Origin of the sequence: Shinella yambaruensis, assembly GCF_022899355.1 — a bacterium.
GTDB lineage: Bacteria > Pseudomonadota > Alphaproteobacteria > Rhizobiales > Rhizobiaceae > Shinella > Shinella yambaruensis.
On record NZ_JALJCK010000006.1, the window covers coordinates 162,485 to 180,486 of the forward strand.

Below are 18,002 nucleotides of genomic sequence, written 5' to 3' on the forward strand. Positions count from 1 at the left end.
AAATCCGGCCTTTCCGGCTGTTTCCAAACGGGATTTCATGCCGTCTGGCGCACCGGGATGACGTCGACGGCCTGGTTCGTCTTGTGCTGGCCGTAGCCCTTCAGGACGCCGATGACGGGGGCGACGTCGGCATAGTCGCGGCCACAGGCGACGACGATATGGTCGGTGCCGGCGGGGATGTTGTTGGTCGGGTCGAGTTCCATCCAGCCGTTCACCCGGCCGCACCAGTAGCGCACCCAGGCATGCATCGCGTCCGCCCCCTCCAGCCGCTCCTTGCCCGGCGGCGGAATGGTGCGAAGGAACCCGCTGACATAGCCGGCGGGGATGCCGAGGCTGCGCAGCGCCACGATCATCACATGGCTGAAATCCTGGCAGACGCCGCGTTTCAGCTTGAAGGCCTCGCGCGGGGTCGTGTCGACATTGGTGGCCTTCGGGTCGTAGGTGAAGTCCTTGTGGATGCGCGCGCAGATGGCCGTCGCGATGGCCCGGATCGTCATGTCTGGCTTGACGATGGACCGGGCGTATTCGGCGATTTCAGGGCAGTCTTTCAGCCGCGGGCTCGGCCCCGTATAGTGGTGCGGCGAGCCGGCATCGAGCGACCAGTAGTTCGCGATATCCTCCGGCAGGTCCGCGACGCGCGGGGAGAAGTCGGCGGCCGGCTCCGGCATGTCGACATGCACGCGCGCCTGCATGCGGATGTCGAGCCGCTCATGCGCGTTGCGGAAGAGGATGGCGCTCATCGGGTTTTCGAAGAAGTCGGTGTGGTCGACCCGCTCACCGGGGCTTGGTGTGACGCCGACCGTGCCGGCAATCAGCCGCTGGCGCCCGCCGATCGACAGCGGCAGCACGCGCACGATATGCCGCCCGCCGGAAACCGGCGTGTCGTAGAGGTAGCTGATATGGAGGTTGACGTCGTAGAGCATGGTTTCGGCGCCTCCCCCTCGCTCAGCTCAGATAGGTTTGCGCAAGAATGTCGGACAGCTTCTCGAGTTCCGTCTCGAAGCGTTTGTAGACCGCGTCCGTCATCGTTTCCGGCGTCATCACCGCGAGCCCCGCATGCAGCCGCATCGCCTCGCGGTAGAAGGGCGACATCTGGCCGTTGGCATAGGCGTTCGGCAGCTGCTCGACTTCGTTCTTGATCTCGTTCAGCTGGTAGAGGATCGAGCGCGGGTTGAGCGGGTCGAGCGCGAGGAGGTCCGTGACGGTGAGGCGCGCGGTCGCGACATTGTAGCGGCGGCGATGGGTCATGACGCTGTCGCCGATCTCCAGCAGCATGTCGAGCGCGCCGTCGGGCGCATCCTCGCCGGACATGTGGCCGAGCAGGCGCGTCATGTGCAGGCCGCGTTCGAGATAGCGGCCGATGGAGAGGAAACGCCAGCCGGTGAAGCGGTACATGTTTTCGTGCACGAGACCGGCGAAGCCCGCGAGCTTGCGCAACAGGACGGTCATGGCGCGCGTCGCGTCGTCGCCGGCCTGGACGTTGACATGGAAACGGCGGGCTGTCTTCGACAGGTCGTTCAGCGCCAGCCAGCCATCCGGCGAGAAACGGTCGCGGATATTGCTGGCGGAGAAGACCGCGCTGTCGATGTTGCGGATGAGGCTCGTCGGCACGGCCTCCGACGTGTCGATGTCGAGCGCTTCCAGATAGTCGGTGACGTCCTTCAGCAGCGGCTGCTCGGGATTGGCATATTCGGCGTAGCGGCCGTGCCAGGCGCGCAGGATGCGCAAGGCCCCTTCCGCCCGCTCGATGTAGCGGCCGAGCCAGAAAAGGTTGTCGGCCGCGCGGCTCGGCAGGCTGCCGGGCATGTTGCGGATGAAGACCTCTTCGGCGGGCAGCAGCGAGGTGCGCTCGACGGGCTTCTGGCTGACGATCCAGACATCGGCGGCCGAGCCGCCTTTCTGCATGGCGATGGCCGCAACATTGTCGCCGGCGCCGATGCGGGCGAAGCCGCCGGGCATGATCTGCCAGCCGTCGCGCGTGCGGGCGGCAAAGACGCGCAGCGACATCGGCCGCGGCACGAGCTTGCCGTCGACGAAGGCGGGCGTGGTGGAGAGCGTGACGGCCTCCTGGCCGACCAGCTTTGCGCCATCGCTCGCCAGCCACTCGGCAATCGATTGCTTGGCGGTGTCGCGCAGCGTCGAGCCGAGCACGGACTGTTCGTTGTCGTCGAAGAAGGGGCGGGTCGAATAGGCGGGGCCAATGACCATGCGCTCGATATGGGCCGCGACGTGCTCCCGCTCGTCCTTCTGGCCGCACCACCAGGTGGCGACGGACGGCAGGAGCTGGTCCTCGCCGAGCAGCTGGCGACAGATGTTCGGCAGGAAGGCGAGGAAGGCACGGGTCTCGACGATGCCGGCGCCGAGCGCGTTGACGAAGGTGACGGAGCCGGCGCGCAGCGCCTCGACCATGCCGGGCGTGCCGATATGCGAGTTCTGGTTCAGTTCCAGCGGGTCGGCGAAGGCGGCGTCGAGCCGCCGCCACAGCACGCCGATGGGCTTGAGGCCCGCGACGGTGCGCACCATGACCCTGCCGCCGACGACCGTCAGGTCCTCGCCCTCCAGCAGCATGAAACCGAGATAGCGGGCGATGTAGGCGTGTTCGAAATAGGTCTCGTTGGCAAGGCCCGGCGTCAGGACGGCGATGCGGTCCTCGGCCGATTTGTTGGCCTGCAGCGTGGTGCGGAAGGCGCCGAAGAAACCGGCGAGGCGGTGGACATGGGTTTCCGCATAGACGTCGGAGAAGGCGCGGGTCGTCGCCACGCGGTTCTCCAGCGCGAAGCCGGCGCCGGAGGGGGCCTGCGTGCGGTCGGAAAGCACCCACCAGTTGCCGTCGGGCCCGCGGCCGATCTCGAAGGAGACGAAATGCAGGAAATGCCGGCCGGCGGGATGCACGCCGACGAGCGGGCGCAGGAACTCGCTGTTGGAGGCGACAAGCGCGGGAGGCAGCAGGCCGTTCGCGACGAGCTCGTTCTTGCCATAGATGTCGGCGACGACGGCTTCCAGCAGCTCGGCGCGCTGGATGAGGCCGCGCGAGAGGGTTTCCCACTCGGCTTCGTCGATCAGCACCGGAATGTGCGAGAGCGGCCAGGCACGGTCGCTGCCCGCCTCCTTGCCATAGGCGCGGTAGAAGACGCCGGCATCGCGCAGGTAGCGGTCGGCACGGGCGAAGCGGCCGGCAAGGTCGGCCTCGTCCATGCGGCCGAGCGCGTTCAGGAAATGCCGCCAGACGGGGCGGACCACGCCCTCGGTGCCGACCATCTCGTCGGCCACGCCAGGAAACGGGGCGTAGATGCGTGCCGCCTCGGCCGTCCTGCGTTCCGCCTCCGCACTCGTGGTTTTCAATCCATTCACTCCTAACGGAGGTCAGATGCCGGGCGGCCGGCGCAGATCCAGCGTCAGCGGGAAATCCGCCGACGGTGTTTCCGGCCACAGCGTATAGCCGCCCGTCCTGTGCCCCCAGGGCTCGAACCGCGCCAGCCGGCGCGCCTCGGCCTCGTTGCCGTTGACCGGGAACGTGTCATAGTTGCGTCCACCCGGATGGGCAACGTGGTAAATGCATCCCCCGATCGCCCGCCGCGACCATGTATCATAAATGTCGAAAGTAAGCGGTGTGTTGACCGGCAGCACCGGATGCAGGCCCGAGGCCGGCTGCCAGGCCTTGTATCGCACGCCCGCGACGGAAACGCCCTTCGTGCCGGTCTGCTTCAGCGGCAAGGGCCGGCCGTTGCAGGCAACGGTGTAGCGCTCCGGATTGGTGGTCTCCAGCTTCACCTGCAGCCGTTCGACGGACGAATCGACATAGCGCACGGTGCCGCCGATCGCGCCCTGCTCGCCCATGACATGCCAGGGTTCCAGCGCCTGGCGCACCTCAAGGTTCGCGCCCTCGTACTCGACTTCGCCGCAGAAGGGGAAGCGGAATTCGAGCTGGGCGGAAAACCATTCGGGCCTGAGGTCGAAGCCATTCGCCTTGAGGTCGGCGATGACGTCGAGAAAATCCTGCCAGACGTAATGCGGCAGCATGAAGCGGTCGTGCAGCGTGGTGCCCCAGCGCACGAAGCTCCCCTTGGCCGGGTTCAGCCAGAACCGGGCGATGAGCGCGCGGATCAGCAATTGCTGGGCAAGGCTCATGCGGGCGTTCGGCGGCATTTCGAAGCCGCGGAATTCGACGAGGCCGAGCCGGCCGGTCGGTCCGTCCGGCGAGAACAGCTTGTCGATGCAGATCTCCGAGCGATGCGTGTTGCCGGTGACGTCGGTCAGGAGGTTGCGGAACAACCGGTCGACGAGCCAGGGCAGCGGGGGAACGCCCTCGCCGGGCGCGGGCACCTGCGCGAGCGCGATCTCCAGCTCATAGAGCGAATCGTGCCGGGCCTCGTCGATGCGCGGGGCCTGGCTGGTCGGGCCGATGAAGAGGCCCGAGAATAGGTAGGAGAGCGAGGGATGGCGCTGCCAGTGCAGCACGAGGCTCTTCAGGAGGTCCGGGCGGCGCAGGAACGGGCTGTCGTTCGGGTTCCTGCCGCCGACGACCACATGGTTGCCGCCGCCGGTGCCGGTGTGGCGGCCGTCGATCATGAACTTGTCGGCGCCGAGGCGGGACTGGCGCGCCTCCTCGTAGACGGCGCTGGTGATGTCGACGCAGTCCTGCCAGCCGGATGCAGGATGGATGTTGACCTCGATGACGCCGGGATCGGGCGCGACGCGGATGACGTTGAGGCGCTCATCCTGCGGCGGTGCGTAGCCTTCGATATGGACGGGCAGGCCGAGCCGGTCGGCCGCCCGCTCGGTGGCGGTCACCAGTTCCAGATAGTCCTCGACCCGCTCGACGGGCGGCATGAAGATCGAGAGCCGGCCGTCGCGCGCCTCGACGCTCATCGCCGTGCGCACCGCGCCGACGATTTCGCTGCGGACCTGCTCGATGCGGTCCTGCCCGGCCTCGCTTGCCTGGAACGAGGCCGCGGCCATCGTGCGGCCGGGTTCGGAATAATCCGGCAGCGGCGGCTTGTCCTCGGAAGGGTCGGCCGGGTTGATGTAGGGGTAGCTGGAGGGCGAAAGATAGGGCAGGGCGCCGAGCGGCAGGCGGTAGCCGACGGGGCTGTCGCCGGGTACGAGAAAGATCTTGCCGCGGCGCGTGCGCCATCTTTCGCTGACCCAGCGCCGGTCACCGGCGCGGGCATTCCACGCCTGGACCGGCAGGATATGGCCGGTCGGCGCGGTGAGGCCGCGTTCGAAGACGCGGGCGATGCGGCTGCGCTCTTCCGGATCTTCGAGCTTCGAGTTCGACGGATCGACATTTTCGGGAAGATTGCCTTCCTTGATGATCCATTCGGCGGGGTCTTCATAGGCCGGCTGCACCATGTCCGGCTCGATGCCGAGCTCCTCGGCGATGCCGGTGAGCACGGCCTTCGCATCGGTTTCCCCGACGCCCGAATCGCTGCCTTCCTCGGCGATCAGCTCCGGGTTCTGCCAGATCGGCTTGCCGTCGCGCCGCCAGTAGAGCGAGAAGGTCCAGCGCGGCAGGCTCTCGCCGGGATACCATTTGCCCTGGCCGTAATGCAGGAAGCCGCCGGGGGCGAAGCGCTCCCGCAGTCGTCGGATGAGGGTGTCGGCCTTCTCCCGCTTGGTCGGGCCGACGGCGGCGGTGTTCCATTCGTCGGATTCGAAATCGTCGATGGAGACGAAGGTCGGCTCGCCGCCCATGGTGAGACGGACGTCGTTTGCGGCGAGGACCGAATCCACCTCGTGGCCGAGCGCGTTCAGCGCCTCCCAGCTCTCGTCGGAAAAGGGTTTGGTGATGCGCGGATGCTCGGCGACGCGATCCACCGTCATGGCGAAGTCGAACTCGGTGTTCGCCACGCCGAAATAGCCGCCGGAAATGGGGGCGGCGTTGCGGTAGTGCGGGGTCGCGGCAAGGGGGATGTGGCTTTCGCCGGTCAAAAGGCCCGAGGTCGGGTCGAGGCCGATCCAGCCGGCGCCGGGAATATAGACCTCGCACCAGGCATGCAGGTCCGTGAAATCGACCTCGGTGCCGGAGGGGCCGTCGAGCGCCTTCAGGTCCGGGGTCAGCTGGATGAGATAGCCGGAGACGAAGCGGGCGGCAAAGCCGAGATTGCGCAGGATCTGCACGAGCAGCCAGCTCGAATCGCGGCAGGAGCCCCTTGCGGTCGTCAGCGTCTCCTCCGGCGTCTGCACGCCCGGCTCCATGCGGATGACGTAGCCCACCTGCTGCTGGAGACGCGCATTGAGGCCGACGACCATGTCCACCGTGCGCTGGCGCGAGCGGTCGACGCCCGCCATGAAGGCCTGCAGCGCAGGCCCCATCGGCTCGGGCGTTCGGTAGATCTTCAGGTCTTCCCGCAGGTCCTCCGGATAGTCGAAGGGCCAGTGTTCCGCCTCCTCCTCCACGAAGAAGTCGAACGGATTGTAGACCGTCATGTCGGCGACGAGATCGACCTCGATCTTCAGTTCCGTGACCGGATCGGGGAAGACGTAGCGGGCGAGGTAGTTGCCGTAGGGATCCTGCTGGAGGTTCACGAAGTGGTTTTCCGGCGAGACCTTCAGCGAATGGCTGATGACCTTGGTCTTGGAATGCGCCGCCGGCTTCAGCCGGATGATCTGGGGTCCGAGACGGACCGGGTTGTCGTATTTGTAATGGGTGAGGTGGTAGATACCGGCCTTGATCGACATGCGCTCTCTTGTTCCCCTCGGTGACGGTCTTCTGCCGCCATCGACGGGAGTTTGTGCAATGCGAAGAGAGATTGCAAGCGGGAATGGCGCGGGGTGCGCGCGGACCTGCGCACCCCGGCCTTGCGTCGATCAACGCGCCATGGCGACCAGCGAGAAAAAGGCGCCCTGAGGGTCGACGCAATTGAGGATCCAGGCGCCGCCGGGCACCTCCATCGGGCCCATGACGATCTGGCCGCCGCCGTCCGTCACGCGCTTTCCGGCAGCATCGAGGCCTTCGACGACGAAGTAATAGCCCCAGAAGGGCATGGGCGAGCCGGGAGGATTGGTCATCATGCCGCCGATTGCGTCGCCGCCGCGCACGGCGAATGTCTGGTAGGTGCCCAGGCCGGCGTCGGACATGTCGACGGCCGTATCCTTCGTCCAGCCGAAGGTCCTGGCATAAAAGTCCCACGCGCTGTCGAGATCGCCGGCCATCAGCTCGTTCCAGCCGATGTGGCCGGGTGTCATCATCGCGGGCCGGTCGGGGCCTTCATCCTCGGTGGAGAAGAGCGAGAAGACGGCGCCGTGCGGGTCGCTCGCGACGGCGAAGCGGCCGATGCCGGGAATGTCCTGCGGCTGGCGACAGATTTTTCCGCCATTGGCCTCGATGTCCCGCAGCGTCTCCTCGATCCGGTCTGTGAAGATGTAGCCCATCCACATCGGCGGCATGCCTTCCGCTTCCGCCGGCAGCGTCATCAGGCCGGCCACCTGGCTTTCGCCGGCATAGGCGAGGATGTAGTCCATGCCCTTCATGCCGGAATCGCGCATCGACCAGCCGACGACCGACGCGTAGAACCGTTCGGCGGCCGGAACATCCGGCGTCATCAGCTCGTACCAGCAGAACATGCCATAGTCCTTGTGCATGCGGTGGTCCCTTCTTTCGGTTGGCCTTCTCTCGGTCGGCGGGTTCAGTCGCAGCAGGATGATGTCTTCTGCGCCCCTGCATATTCATCCTTGCGCTTGACGAAGCTGAGCGTGCCGGTCTCGTTGCGGCCCTTCGGTGCACGGTCGAGGATCATGAGCGTGCCGAGCGCCTCCTCGCCGCCGCGGGCATAGTCGGAATAGGTGTGGTAGACGGTGCCGTCCCCGTCCTTGAAGAAGGCGCTGAGGCCGGGAAGCTCGTCATGTGCATCGGCCGCGTCCGTCTCGCGGTAATTGTAGATGACCTTGCCGCTCGCCAGCTCCTCCTTCGTGAAGGAGACATGATAGTCGAAATTGAAATCGCTGCCATAGGCGGATACCCAGGGGAATTTCCAGCCCATGCGCTTCCTGTAGGCCTCAAGCTTCTCCAGTGGAGCGCGGGAGACGGCGATCATCGTGACGTCGTGGTTGTTGAGATGCGGCAGCATGCCATCGACATGGTCCGCCATGAAGGAGCAGCCGGGGCATCCGGCATCCCAGTCGGGACCATACATGAAGTGGTAGACGATGAGCTGGCTGCGGCCATCGAACAGGTCGGCCAACGTCTTCTCGCCATCGGGCGTGTCGAAGGTATAGGTCTTGTCGACTTTGACCCAGGGCAGCGCGAGGCGTTCGGCGCGCAGCTTGTCGCGCAGCTTCGTCTCCTCCTTTTCAAGCGCCAGCAGCGCTTTGCGGGCAGTCAGCCATTCCTTTCGGGATACGACCTCGTGGTTCGGTCTCATGCTCGGAACTCCTCTTTCGCGGGCTTTCGACAAATGAGTTGGTATCAACATTTCTTGCCCATGTCAAAGCGCGCGCCGCCTTCACCGCTCCGGGATGGACTGTTTCTCGACGGCCTGTAACGCGGCGATGACGGTTTCGGTTGCTTGGAGCAGCCCCTTTTCGCCGAGCGCCTCGCCGAGTGCATCCGCCCACACCGCCTGGCGTGCCCGGATGGCGGCAAGCACCGCCTTGCCGCCATCCGTCAGAACCATCAGCTTGGCGCGCTGGTGGGCAGGGTTTTCGGCATAGACGATCAGACCGTCCCTTTCGAGGAGATCGGCGACGCGCTGCACGCCCTGCCGTGTCATGCCAAGCGCCCGTCCGGCATCGGCGACGGACATCGGCGCATGGTCGGCGGCGGCAAGCACCTGCCAGCGGGCGCTCGTCTGGCCGGCCGGTTTGGCCAGCGCATCGCCAGCGGTTTGCAAATGCCCGGCAAGGCGCAGGACCGAGATGGCGAAGGCGGCGAAGGCATTGCCGGCGGGGGTGCGGTCGGAGCTCATATTGACAACATGCTGTCATTCTGCGAAAAGCGACTTTGACAGCATATTGTCATTTAGGCGCCATTGGCGCAAGTGAGGAGAGCATCATGTTGAGGACCTACAAGGGAAGCTGCCACTGCGGAAAGATCCGCTACGAGGCCGATATCGATCTCTCCGCCGGCACGGGGCGCTGCAATTGCTCGATCTGCTCGAAGAAGCGCTATTGGGGCGCGCAGATCAAGCCGGACGCCTTCCGCCTGCAATGCGACGAGGCGGATCTTGGCGACTACCAGTTCGGCACGATGAGCGGGCACCACCGCTTCTGCAGGACCTGCGGCGTCTCGTCCTTCGGACACGGCTATATCGAGGCGATCGGCGGGGCCTATGTCTCGATAAACGTCGCCTGCCTGGACGACATCGAGCAGGGCGAACTGGCGGAACTGCCGGTCCAGTATTTTGACGGGCGGAACAATGCCTGGTGGAACACGCCGGCCGAGACGCGCCACCTTTGAGAATCGGCCGGGCGCCGGATACCTACAGCGCCCGGCGAACTTCTTACTCCGGCAGGATACGCACGGCGCCCTTGTCGGCACTGGCGGCGAAGGCGGCATAGGCCTTCAGCGCCGTTGTGACGTTGCGCCTGCGTGGGGCGGCCGGCTTCCAGCCGAGCTTGTCCTGCTCGGCGCGGCGCGCTGCGAGCTCCGCTTCCGGAACGGCAAGGTTGATCGTGCGGTTGGGGATGTCGATCTCGATGAGGTCGCCCTGACGCACGAGGCCGATCGCGCCGCCCTGCGCCGCTTCGGGCGAGGCATGGCCGATGGAAAGGCCGGACGTGCCGCCGGAAAAGCGCCCGTCGGTGATCAGCGCGCAGGCCTTGCCGAGGCCCTTCGACTTCAGGTAGCTCGTCGGATAGAGCATTTCCTGCATGCCTGGGCCGCCTTTCGGGCCTTCGTAGCGGATGACGACGACGTCGCCGGCCTTCACCTCGCCGCCGAGAATGCCCTTCACCGCCGCATCCTGGCTTTCGAAGACGACGGCGGGGCCGGAGAACTTCAGGATCGATTCATCGACGCCGGCCGTCTTCACGATGCAGCCGTCGAGCGCGATGTTGCCGGAGAGCACGGCAAGGCCGCCATCCTTCGAGAACGGATGCTCGACGGAGCGGATGACGCCCTTCTCGCCGTCGGTGTCCAGCTCGTCCCAGCGCGCTTCCTGGCTGAAGGCGACCTGGGTCGGGATGCCGCCGGGCGCGGCGCGGAAGAAGGTGCGCACGGTCTCGCTGCTGGTGCGGGTGATGTCCCAGCGGTCGATCGCGTCGCCCAGCGTTTCGGCATGCACGGTCGGCGTGTCGCGGTGGATGAGGCCGCCGCGGTCGAGCTCGCCGAGGATGCGCATGATGCCGCCGGCGCGGTGCACGTCCTCCATGTGCACGTCGGCCTTGGCCGGCGCGACCTTGGAGAGGCAGGGCACCCGGCGCGACAGTTCGTCGATGTCGTCGAGATCGAAATCGATGCCGCCCTCATAGGCGGCCGCAAGGATATGCAGCACCGTGTTGGTCGAGCCGCCCATGGCGATGTCGAGCGACATGGCGTTCTCGAAGGCCTTCTTGTTGGCGACCGAGCGCGGCAGGATGCTGTCGTCTTCCTGCTCGTAGTAGCGGCGGGCGAGATCGACGATCAGGTGGCCGGCCTCGAAGAAGAGGCGCCTGCGGTCGGCATGGGTCGCGAGCGTGGAGCCGTTGCCCGGCAGCGACAGGCCGAGGGCTTCGGTCAGACAGTTCATCGAATTGGCGGTGAACATGCCGGAGCAGGAGCCGCAGGTCGGGCAGGCGGAGCGCTCGATGACCTTGACGTCCTCGTCGGAGATCTTGTCGTCGGCGGCGGCGACCATGGCGTCGACGAGGTCGAGCGCATGGGTCTTGCCGTGGAGGACGACCTTGCCGGCTTCCATCGGGCCACCGGAAACGAAGACGGCGGGGATGTTGAGGCGCATGGCGGCGTTCAGCATGCCGGGCGTGATCTTGTCGCAGTTCGAGATGCAGACCATGGCGTCGGCGCAGTGCGCATTGACCATGTACTCGACCGAGTCGGCGATGATCTCGCGGCTCGGCAACGAATAGAGCATGCCGTCATGGCCCATGGCGATGCCGTCGTCGACGGCGATCGTGTTGAATTCCTTGGCGACGCCGCCGGCCTTCTCGATCTCGCGGGCGACGAGCTGGCCGAGGTCCTTCAGGTGCACATGGCCGGGCACGAACTGGGTGAAGGAGTTCACCACCGCGATGATCGGCTTGCCGAAGTCCGTGTCCTTCATGCCGGTCGCGCGCCAGAGGCCGCGGGCACCGGCCATGTTTCGGCCGTGGGTGGTGGTTCGGGAGCGATATGCGGGCATGGTCAATTCCTCGAGTGGACGCGGCTGACATATGGGCTTTTTCGGGCCGCATTGCGAGCCTCAGCAGGGTTCCCTAGCGCAAAACACCCCGCGCGTCACGAAAGGAATGGAGATTTTTTGCCGGTGCGACGCAATTTCCTTGCCGCGGTCTGCGGCGGACATGACCGTTGTCGGCACGGTGCATTCATGCGATGGTCCGCGCCATGATCGTCACAGGCCAGGCTTTGGCGGAAACGGGCGCGGAAAGCGCCGAAGGGGGGCTCGACAAGAGCCCGCTCTATCTGCGCATCCGCGAGGTGCTGGCGGAGGCGATCGCCTCCGGACGGCTGCCGAAAGGCGCCCTGCTCCTGGAGGGGCCGGTCGCAACCCTCTTCTCCTCCACCCGCACGCCGGTCCGCCAGGCTTTCGCGCTGCTCGAGGCGGCGGGGCAGATCCGGCGTTTCGACGGGCGCGGTTTCCTGGTGGGGCAGGGGCGCGGCGGGCCGAAGCGGGTGGTGCTGACTGCCGAGATGCTCGGCCTCGACGAGGAGGCGCCGGCCCTGCGCAAGGCGCCGGCCTGGGAGGCGATCTACGAGAGCCTGGAGCGGGAGATGGTGCATCTCTCCGTCTTCGGCCGCCACCGGATCAACGAGGTGGAACTGGCGCGTGCGCGCGGCGTCGGCCGGCAGGTGGCGCGCGATGCGCTGACGCGCCTGGAAGCGCTCGGCATCGTGGAAAAGGACGAGCGCATGCGCTGGACGCTGGTGCCGCTCGACGAACAGCGCATGCGCGACCTGCACGATATCCGCGTCGCGCTGGAGCCGCTGGCGCTGAGCCAGGCCGCGCCCTTCATCCCGCCGGCCGAGCGCCATGCCATGACGCTACGGCTGGAAGAGGCGCTGGCCGCCTATCCGGATCTCTCCGTCGAGGCTATGGACGGCCTTGAAACCGACCTGCACATCACCTGCCTCGGCTACTGCCCGAACCGCGAACTGCTGATCGCGCTGCGCCGCGCCCGCTTCATGCTGAATGTCAGCAAGCACATTATCGGCGTTTCGCACCGCATGCCCGCCGACGAGCCCTTCATTGCCGAGCACCTGGCGGTGTTCCGCGCGCTCGACGTGGACGACCGGGCGCGCGCGGCCGAAACCCTTCGTCATCACATCACGGTTTCGCTGCCCAAGGTGATCGACCGCGTCGCGGAGCTGCGCGTAGCGCACCGGCCGGACATGCCCGCCTATGCGACGCCCGTCGCCCGCTGAGGAGGAAACGATGAAGGTCAGGCGCATCGTCGCGAATATCGAGACGGCCGATCTGGCGGCCGTTGCCCGTTTTTATCGCGAGGTGCTCGGGCTGGAGCTGCTGATGGATCACGGCTGGATCGCCACCTACGGCACGGATGGCACCATGCCCTTGCAGGTGAGTTTCGCCTCGGAAGGCGGCGGGGGAACACCGGTGCCTGGCCTGTCGATCGAGGTGGATGATGTGGAGGCAGTCCACGCCGCCGTCGTGAGGGGCGGCTATCGTGTCGAATACGGACCGGTGGACGAGCCCTGGGGCGTGCGGCGCTTCTTCGTGCGCGATCCCGCGGGGACGCTCGTCAATATCCTCATGCATGTCTGACGCTCAGGTGATGGCGCCGACCTGCCAGGGCACGAACTCGTTGTCGCCGTAGTCGAAGGCCTCGCTCGCCGTCTTCCGGCCGGAGGCGGTTTCGATGACGAAGTCGAAGATGCGCCGGCCGGCCTCCTCGATCGTCTCGGTGCCGTCGACGATCGTGCCGCAGTTGATGTCCATGTCCTCCTTGATGTGCTCGTACATCGGCGTGTTGGTGGCGATCTTGATGCAGGGCGCCGGCTTGTAGCCGGAGACCGAGCCGCGGCCGGTGGTGAAGGCGACAAGGTTGCAGCCGCCGGCGATCTGGCCGGTCACGGCGGTCGGGTCGTAGCCGGGCGTGTCCATGAAGACGAAGCCAGGCTCCGTCACCTCTTCGGCATATTCATAAACGGCGTTGAGCGGCATGGAGCCGCCCTTGGCGACCGCGCCGAGCGATTTTTCCAGGATCGTCGTGAGCCCCCCGGCCTTGTTGCCGTGCGAGGGGTTGTTGTTGAGTTCGGCATCGTTCCTCGCGGTATAGTCCCGCCACCAGTCGATGCGGGCGAGCAGCTTTTCCGCGACCTCCGGCCGGGCGGCGCGGCGGGTGAGGAGATGTTCGGCGCCGTAGATTTCCGGCGTTTCGGACAGCACCGTCGTTGCGCCTTCCTTCACCAGAAGGTCCGAGGCGATGCCGAGGGCGGGGTTGGCGGAAATGCCGGAATAGCCGTCCGAGCCGCCGCATTCCAGCGCCAGCTTGATGCCCGACAGCGGTTGCGGCGTGCGGCGGATGCGGCCGACATCCGGCAGCATGTCGTCGATCATCGCGCAGGCCGCCTCGATGGTCTTGCGCGTGCCGCCGTGGTTCTGGATCATCATGGTGCGGAAGGTCTTTCCTTCCTCCAGCCCGGCCTCCTCGACGAGCGGGCCGTACTGAAAGGTCTCGCAGCCGAGGCCGATCATCAGGATGCCGCCGAAATTCGGGTTGCGGGCATAGCCCTTGAAGGTGCGGGTGAGGATGCGCCCGCCCTCGGATTTCAGGTTCAGCGCGCAGCCGCCGCCATAGGTCAGCGCCGCCACGCCGTCGATATTCTCGTGGCCGGTCTCGCGGAACCTGCGGGCATAATGCTCCGCGACATAGCGCGAGACCGTGGCGGAACAGTTCACGGTGGAGAGAATGCCGATATAGTTGCGGGTGCCGATGCGGCCGTTGCCGCGGTCGTAGCCCTCGAAGGTGCGGCGCTCGGCCTCCGGCACCATCTCCGGCGGGGCGTTGTCGACGCAGAATTCGTGTTTCAGCGCCACGTCGAGAATGGCGAGGTTCTGCAGGTGGACATGCTCGCCGGGGCGGATCGCCCGCGTCGCATAGCCGATGATCTGGCCGTATTTCCGCACCGGCTCGTTTTCCGCGATGGGCGCGATCGCCACCTTGTGCCCGCGCGGAATGCGCTCTTCGGCGGCGATGCCGTTCACCAGCAGGCGACCGGCATCGACATTGGCGGGAACGACCCCGACATTGTCTTTCGCGTTGAGGACGAGCACGGGGGGGAGATCGGCGAGCATGGCGGCTCCTTCGTTGGGACCGGCGCATTATGCACTTTGTCGGCAAAAGTCAATATTGTGAATTGGCCTGTGCCTCGGGGAGGGTGGCCCATGGCCCTCGCCATCAATTTGTCGTATGATTTATCAGTAATTGTATGATCATTTGTGCGAGGCAAGGGAGGAAGCGTGGCGGACAAGGCAACAAGGCAGGCGCATCGGCCGTTGTCGCGCCGGCCGCGGGTGCGTCACAATGTGACTGCGGCGATCGGCGGCGACATCTGCAGCGGGCGTTTTGCGCCCGGTGCGGTGCTGCCGCGCGAAAGCGATCTGTGCGCTGCCTACGGCGTCAGCCGCACGGTCATCCGCGAATCGCTGAAGGTGCTGGAGACCAAGGGGCTCGTGCGCGGCCGGCCGCGGGTCGGCACGCTCGTCTGCGACCGTTCGGAATGGAACGTGCTCGATGCGCAGATCCTCGAATGGATGGGGCCGGACGTGCTGTCGGCCGACCTTCTCGGCTCCATCCTCGAAGCGCGCCGCACCGTCGAGCCCGCCGCGGCCTTCCTTGCCGCCGCGCGCGCGACGGCGCAGGAGATCGCCGATCTCGAACGCGCCTGCGACGACATGGGCGATGCCGAGGGAGACCTCGAGGCCTTCACCGCCGCCGACACGCGCTTCCACGAGACCTTGCTGAAGGCCAGCCACAACCAGGTCTTCCATCAGCTTTCCTCGATCATCCATGCAGCCCTTTCCTATGCCCTGCACGCCTCCAACCAGGCGGTGGACAAGCGTGATGAAGCGCTCGGCGTGCACCGGGATCTGGTCGATGCGCTGCGCCTGCGGGATGGCGGGCGGGCGGAAGCCTGCTCGCGCCGCATCCTCGATCTCGCCGCGCGCGATCTTTCCGGCCTGATGGGTCGCACCGGCGCGCCATGACGAACGACGCGGGTGCAAGATCCGTGGCTTGAAGACGAACTGACGAGGGATGGAGACTCCATGAAGATCACGAAGCTCACGACCTATATTGTTCCGCCGCGCTGGCTGTTTCTGAAGGTTGAGACGGACGAGGGCATCGTCGGCTGGGGCGAGCCGGTGGTGGAGGGCCGTGCGCTGACGGTGGAGGCGGCCGTGCACGAGCTTGCGGACTATCTCGTCGGCAAGGATCCGCTTTTGATCGAGGATCATTGGCAGGTTATGTACCGCGCCGGCTTCTATCGCGGCGGCGCCGTGCACATGTCGGCGCTCGCCGGCATCGACCAGGCGCTCTGGGACATCAAGGGCAAGGCCTATGGCCAGCCCGTCCATGCCCTGCTCGGCGGCCAGGTGCGCGACAGGATCAAGGTCTATTCCTGGATCGGCGGCGACCGGCCCTCGGACGTCGCCAACAATGCCCGCGAAGTCGTTTCCCGCGGCTTCAAGGCGATCAAGCTCAACGGCTGCGAGGAGATGCAGATCGTCGACAGCTGGGACAAGGTGGAGAAGGCGGTGGAGACCGTCGCCGTCATCCGCGAGGCGATCGGCCCGCATGTCGGCATCGGCGTCGACTTCCACGGCCGCGTGCACCGGCCGATGGCCAAGGTCCTGGCGAAGGAATTGCAGCCCTACAACCTGATGTTCATCGAGGAGCCGGTGCTGTCGGAGAACCGCGAGGCGCTGAAGGAGATCGCCAACCATTGCGCGACGCCGATCGCGCTCGGCGAGCGGCTCTATTCGCGCTGGGACTTCAAGTCGGTGCTGTCGGACGGTTATGTCGACATTCTCCAGCCGGACCTTTCCCATGCCGGCGGCATCACGGAATGCCGCAAGATCGCGGCGATGGCGGAGGCCTATGACGTGGCGCTGGCGCCGCATTGCCCGCTGGGCCCGATCGCGCTTGCGGCCTGCCTGCAGGTGGATGCGGTGTCGCACAATGCCTTCATCCAGGAGCAGAGCCTCGGCATCCACTACAACACGGGCAACGACATCCTCGACTACATCTCCAACAAGGCGGTGTTCCACTATGCCGACGGCTTCGTGTCGATCCCGCAGGGGCCGGGCCTCGGGGTGGAGGTGGACGAGCAATACGTCATCGAGCGGGCGAAGGAGGGCCACCGCTGGCGCAACCCCGTCTGGCGTCATGAAGACGGCAGCGTGGCAGAGTGGTGAGCCCGCCGCATCGTCGATCCGGAGAGCTGGGCCATCCGCCAGGCTTTTTCCTTTCCTGGCCGTGGTGGACGCAGGCCCTCGTCATGCCTATGTCATACGGGCACACCGCAAAGGAGAGATTCATGCGCCTCATCACCGGTTTCGTCGTCGCCGCGCTCGCGGTCCTGTCGCTGGCAGGATGCAGCACGACTGCGGCGAACAACACGACCTACGCCCGCCCGCCGGCCTCGAGCGGCCTGCAGATTCCGCTGAACTGACACGCGTGCGCAGTTCCGGCCCGGTGCGGGAACTGCGCCTTTCTCATGTAGACCGAACCGCTTCAGGCCTGCCGAAGCGGAAACTCGATCGCGGCGCGGTAACGCCCTTCGGCCGTCGGGCCTGAGGAGAGACGCCATCGATTGGCAAAACGCGCCTGCAGCCGGTCGGTGATGTTGCGCAGGCCGACGCCCATGCCCGGCGGCTTGCGGGATATGCCGCCGCCTTCCGGCAGGTCGTTTTCGACGGTGAGGACCATGCGATCCCCCTCCCGGCGCGCTTCCAGCACAATGGTTACCGGTTTACGCGATGCCGCGACGCCGTGCTTGACGGCGTTCTCGATCAACGGCTGCAGGATGAGATTGGGAACCAGTGCGGTGGCGAGTTCATCGGGCAGGCGGATGTCGAACCGCATGCGATCGGCGAAGCGCTCGCGTTCGATCTCGAGATAGTCGCGCTGAAGGGCGATCTCCTCGGCCAGCGGCACGTCATGCAGCGGGTCGAGCGAGAGCGTCGTCTGCAGGAAGCGCGACAGGGACAGGACCATGCGGTCCGCCCGCCCCGCCGATCCCTCCTCGATGAGGCCCGCGACGGAATTCAGCGTGTTGAAGAGGAAATGCGGATTGAGCTCGTAGCGCAGCGCCCGCATCTCCGCATCCAGCTTGCGCCGCTCGGCATTGAGCAGCGAGAGCGCGGCGGCATAGAAGCCGAAGGTCGCGACGTTCCACAGCAGGCTCATGCGAAACTGCAGGATGGCTTCGTCGAACGTCGCGGCGATCGCAAAGCCGGGCACGCCGAGGCCGCCGGGCAGCAGGTGCGGCCCGAGGGCCACGATGGCCGTGACGTCGAAGGCCGCCTGGCCGGCGGCAACCATCAGAACGGCCAGAACGCCGAGCCCGAGCGCCCTTTCCCGCGGCAGGCCGTGCAGCCGCTGAAGGATCTGCGCCAGCAGCAGCGCCAGCAGGACGCTGCTCAGCCAGCCGGGCGCAAGGACCAGGGCACCGCCCGAGAGCAGCAGGAAATCGTTGATGAAGAGCGCCGTCCAGAGTGTGACGGCCAGGACGAGCGCTTCGCGCCCATGGATGATGCCGGCCATGCCTGCTCCCGAAACCGCTGCCTTTCGGGAACGCGCATTCGCTCCCCTCCTTGCTATGCCCCGTAAGCGGCCCCGGGAAAATGTCCTTGTGATGTTGTTCACGAAAAAACCCGGCTTGC

15 protein-coding genes are annotated in these 18,002 nt (G+C 66.2%); 6 read left to right on the forward strand and 9 right to left on the reverse strand.

The annotated features are described in order from the left end of the window. Positions 1–35 precede the first annotated feature (35 nt). From MUU56_RS15825 to MUU56_RS15850, 6 genes are all read right to left on the reverse strand, one after another. Positions 36–923, reverse strand: a complete 888-nt coding sequence (locus MUU56_RS15825) for a transglutaminase family protein (protein ID WP_244768258.1) — start codon at positions 921–923, stop codon at positions 36–38. Between the two features lie 22 nt (positions 924–945). Next, entirely contained in the window at positions 946–3,342 is a 2,397-nt protein-coding gene (locus MUU56_RS15830; protein ID WP_280531078.1) for a circularly permuted type 2 ATP-grasp protein, read from the reverse strand. A gap of 21 nt (positions 3,343–3,363) precedes the next feature. Beyond that, positions 3,364–6,681 (reverse strand): transglutaminase family protein, encoded by a 3,318-nt coding sequence (locus MUU56_RS15835; RefSeq protein ID WP_244768259.1) that lies wholly within the window; start codon positions 6,679–6,681, stop codon positions 3,364–3,366. Between the two features lie 129 nt (positions 6,682–6,810). Next, positions 6,811–7,584, reverse strand: coding sequence for a VOC family protein (locus tag MUU56_RS15840; protein ID WP_244768260.1), 774 nt, complete (start codon positions 7,582–7,584; stop codon positions 6,811–6,813). Positions 7,585–7,628: 44 nt separating this feature from the next. Beyond that, complete coding sequence (locus MUU56_RS15845) at positions 7,629–8,363, reverse strand: DUF899 domain-containing protein (protein WP_244768261.1); 735 nt, start codon at positions 8,361–8,363, stop codon at positions 7,629–7,631. 81 nt (positions 8,364–8,444) lie between these two features. Further along, entirely contained in the window at positions 8,445–8,906 is a 462-nt protein-coding gene (locus MUU56_RS15850; protein WP_244768262.1) for a MarR family winged helix-turn-helix transcriptional regulator, read from the reverse strand. A gap of 86 nt (positions 8,907–8,992) precedes the next feature. Between MUU56_RS15850 and MUU56_RS15855 the strand changes: the two genes are divergently transcribed. After that, complete coding sequence (locus tag MUU56_RS15855; RefSeq protein WP_244768263.1) at positions 8,993–9,397, forward strand: GFA family protein; 405 nt, start codon at positions 8,993–8,995, stop codon at positions 9,395–9,397. Positions 9,398–9,440: 43 nt separating this feature from the next. Here the strand turns inward: MUU56_RS15855 and ilvD are convergent, their stop codons facing one another. After that, positions 9,441–11,276 (reverse strand): dihydroxy-acid dehydratase, encoded by a 1,836-nt coding sequence (gene ilvD / locus MUU56_RS15860; RefSeq protein WP_244768264.1) that lies wholly within the window; start codon positions 11,274–11,276, stop codon positions 9,441–9,443. A gap of 203 nt (positions 11,277–11,479) precedes the next feature. Between ilvD and MUU56_RS15865 the strand changes: the two genes are divergently transcribed. Both MUU56_RS15865 and MUU56_RS15870 read left to right on the forward strand, forming a co-directional pair. Beyond that, on the forward strand, positions 11,480–12,517 hold the full coding sequence (locus tag MUU56_RS15865; protein ID WP_244768265.1) for a GntR family transcriptional regulator: 1,038 nt from the start codon (positions 11,480–11,482) through the stop codon (positions 12,515–12,517). A gap of 10 nt (positions 12,518–12,527) precedes the next feature. Beyond that, positions 12,528–12,878: a VOC family protein gene (locus MUU56_RS15870; protein ID WP_244768266.1), complete on the forward strand. Its 351-nt coding sequence runs from the start codon at positions 12,528–12,530 to the stop codon at positions 12,876–12,878. 3 nt (positions 12,879–12,881) lie between these two features. Here MUU56_RS15870 and MUU56_RS15875 read toward each other — a convergent pair whose 3' ends face one another. Next, positions 12,882–14,411 carry a UxaA family hydrolase gene (locus MUU56_RS15875; protein ID WP_244768267.1) on the reverse strand — a complete coding sequence of 510 codons (1,530 nt, stop codon included), beginning with the start codon at positions 14,409–14,411 and terminating at the stop codon, positions 12,882–12,884. Positions 14,412–14,576: 165 nt separating this feature from the next. On the opposite strand from MUU56_RS15875, the gene MUU56_RS15880 reads away from it, so the two are divergent. The 3 genes from MUU56_RS15880 to MUU56_RS32675 all read left to right on the forward strand — a co-directional run bounded on the left by MUU56_RS15880 (position 14,577) and on the right by MUU56_RS32675 (position 16,789). Then, complete coding sequence (locus tag MUU56_RS15880; RefSeq protein WP_244768268.1) at positions 14,577–15,323, forward strand: FadR/GntR family transcriptional regulator; 747 nt, start codon at positions 14,577–14,579, stop codon at positions 15,321–15,323. A 60-nt stretch (positions 15,324–15,383) separates the two neighbouring features. Further along, positions 15,384–16,532 (forward strand): galactonate dehydratase, encoded by a 1,149-nt coding sequence (gene dgoD / locus MUU56_RS15885; protein ID WP_244768269.1) that lies wholly within the window; start codon positions 15,384–15,386, stop codon positions 16,530–16,532. A 122-nt stretch (positions 16,533–16,654) separates the two neighbouring features. Continuing rightward, positions 16,655–16,789, forward strand: a complete 135-nt coding sequence (locus tag MUU56_RS32675; RefSeq protein WP_263194446.1) for a hypothetical protein — start codon at positions 16,655–16,657, stop codon at positions 16,787–16,789. A 62-nt stretch (positions 16,790–16,851) separates the two neighbouring features. On the opposite strand, the gene MUU56_RS15890 is transcribed toward MUU56_RS32675, so the two are convergent. Next, positions 16,852–17,883: a sensor histidine kinase gene (locus MUU56_RS15890; RefSeq protein ID WP_244768270.1), complete on the reverse strand. Its 1,032-nt coding sequence runs from the start codon at positions 17,881–17,883 to the stop codon at positions 16,852–16,854. Positions 17,884–18,002: the final 119 nt, after the last annotated feature.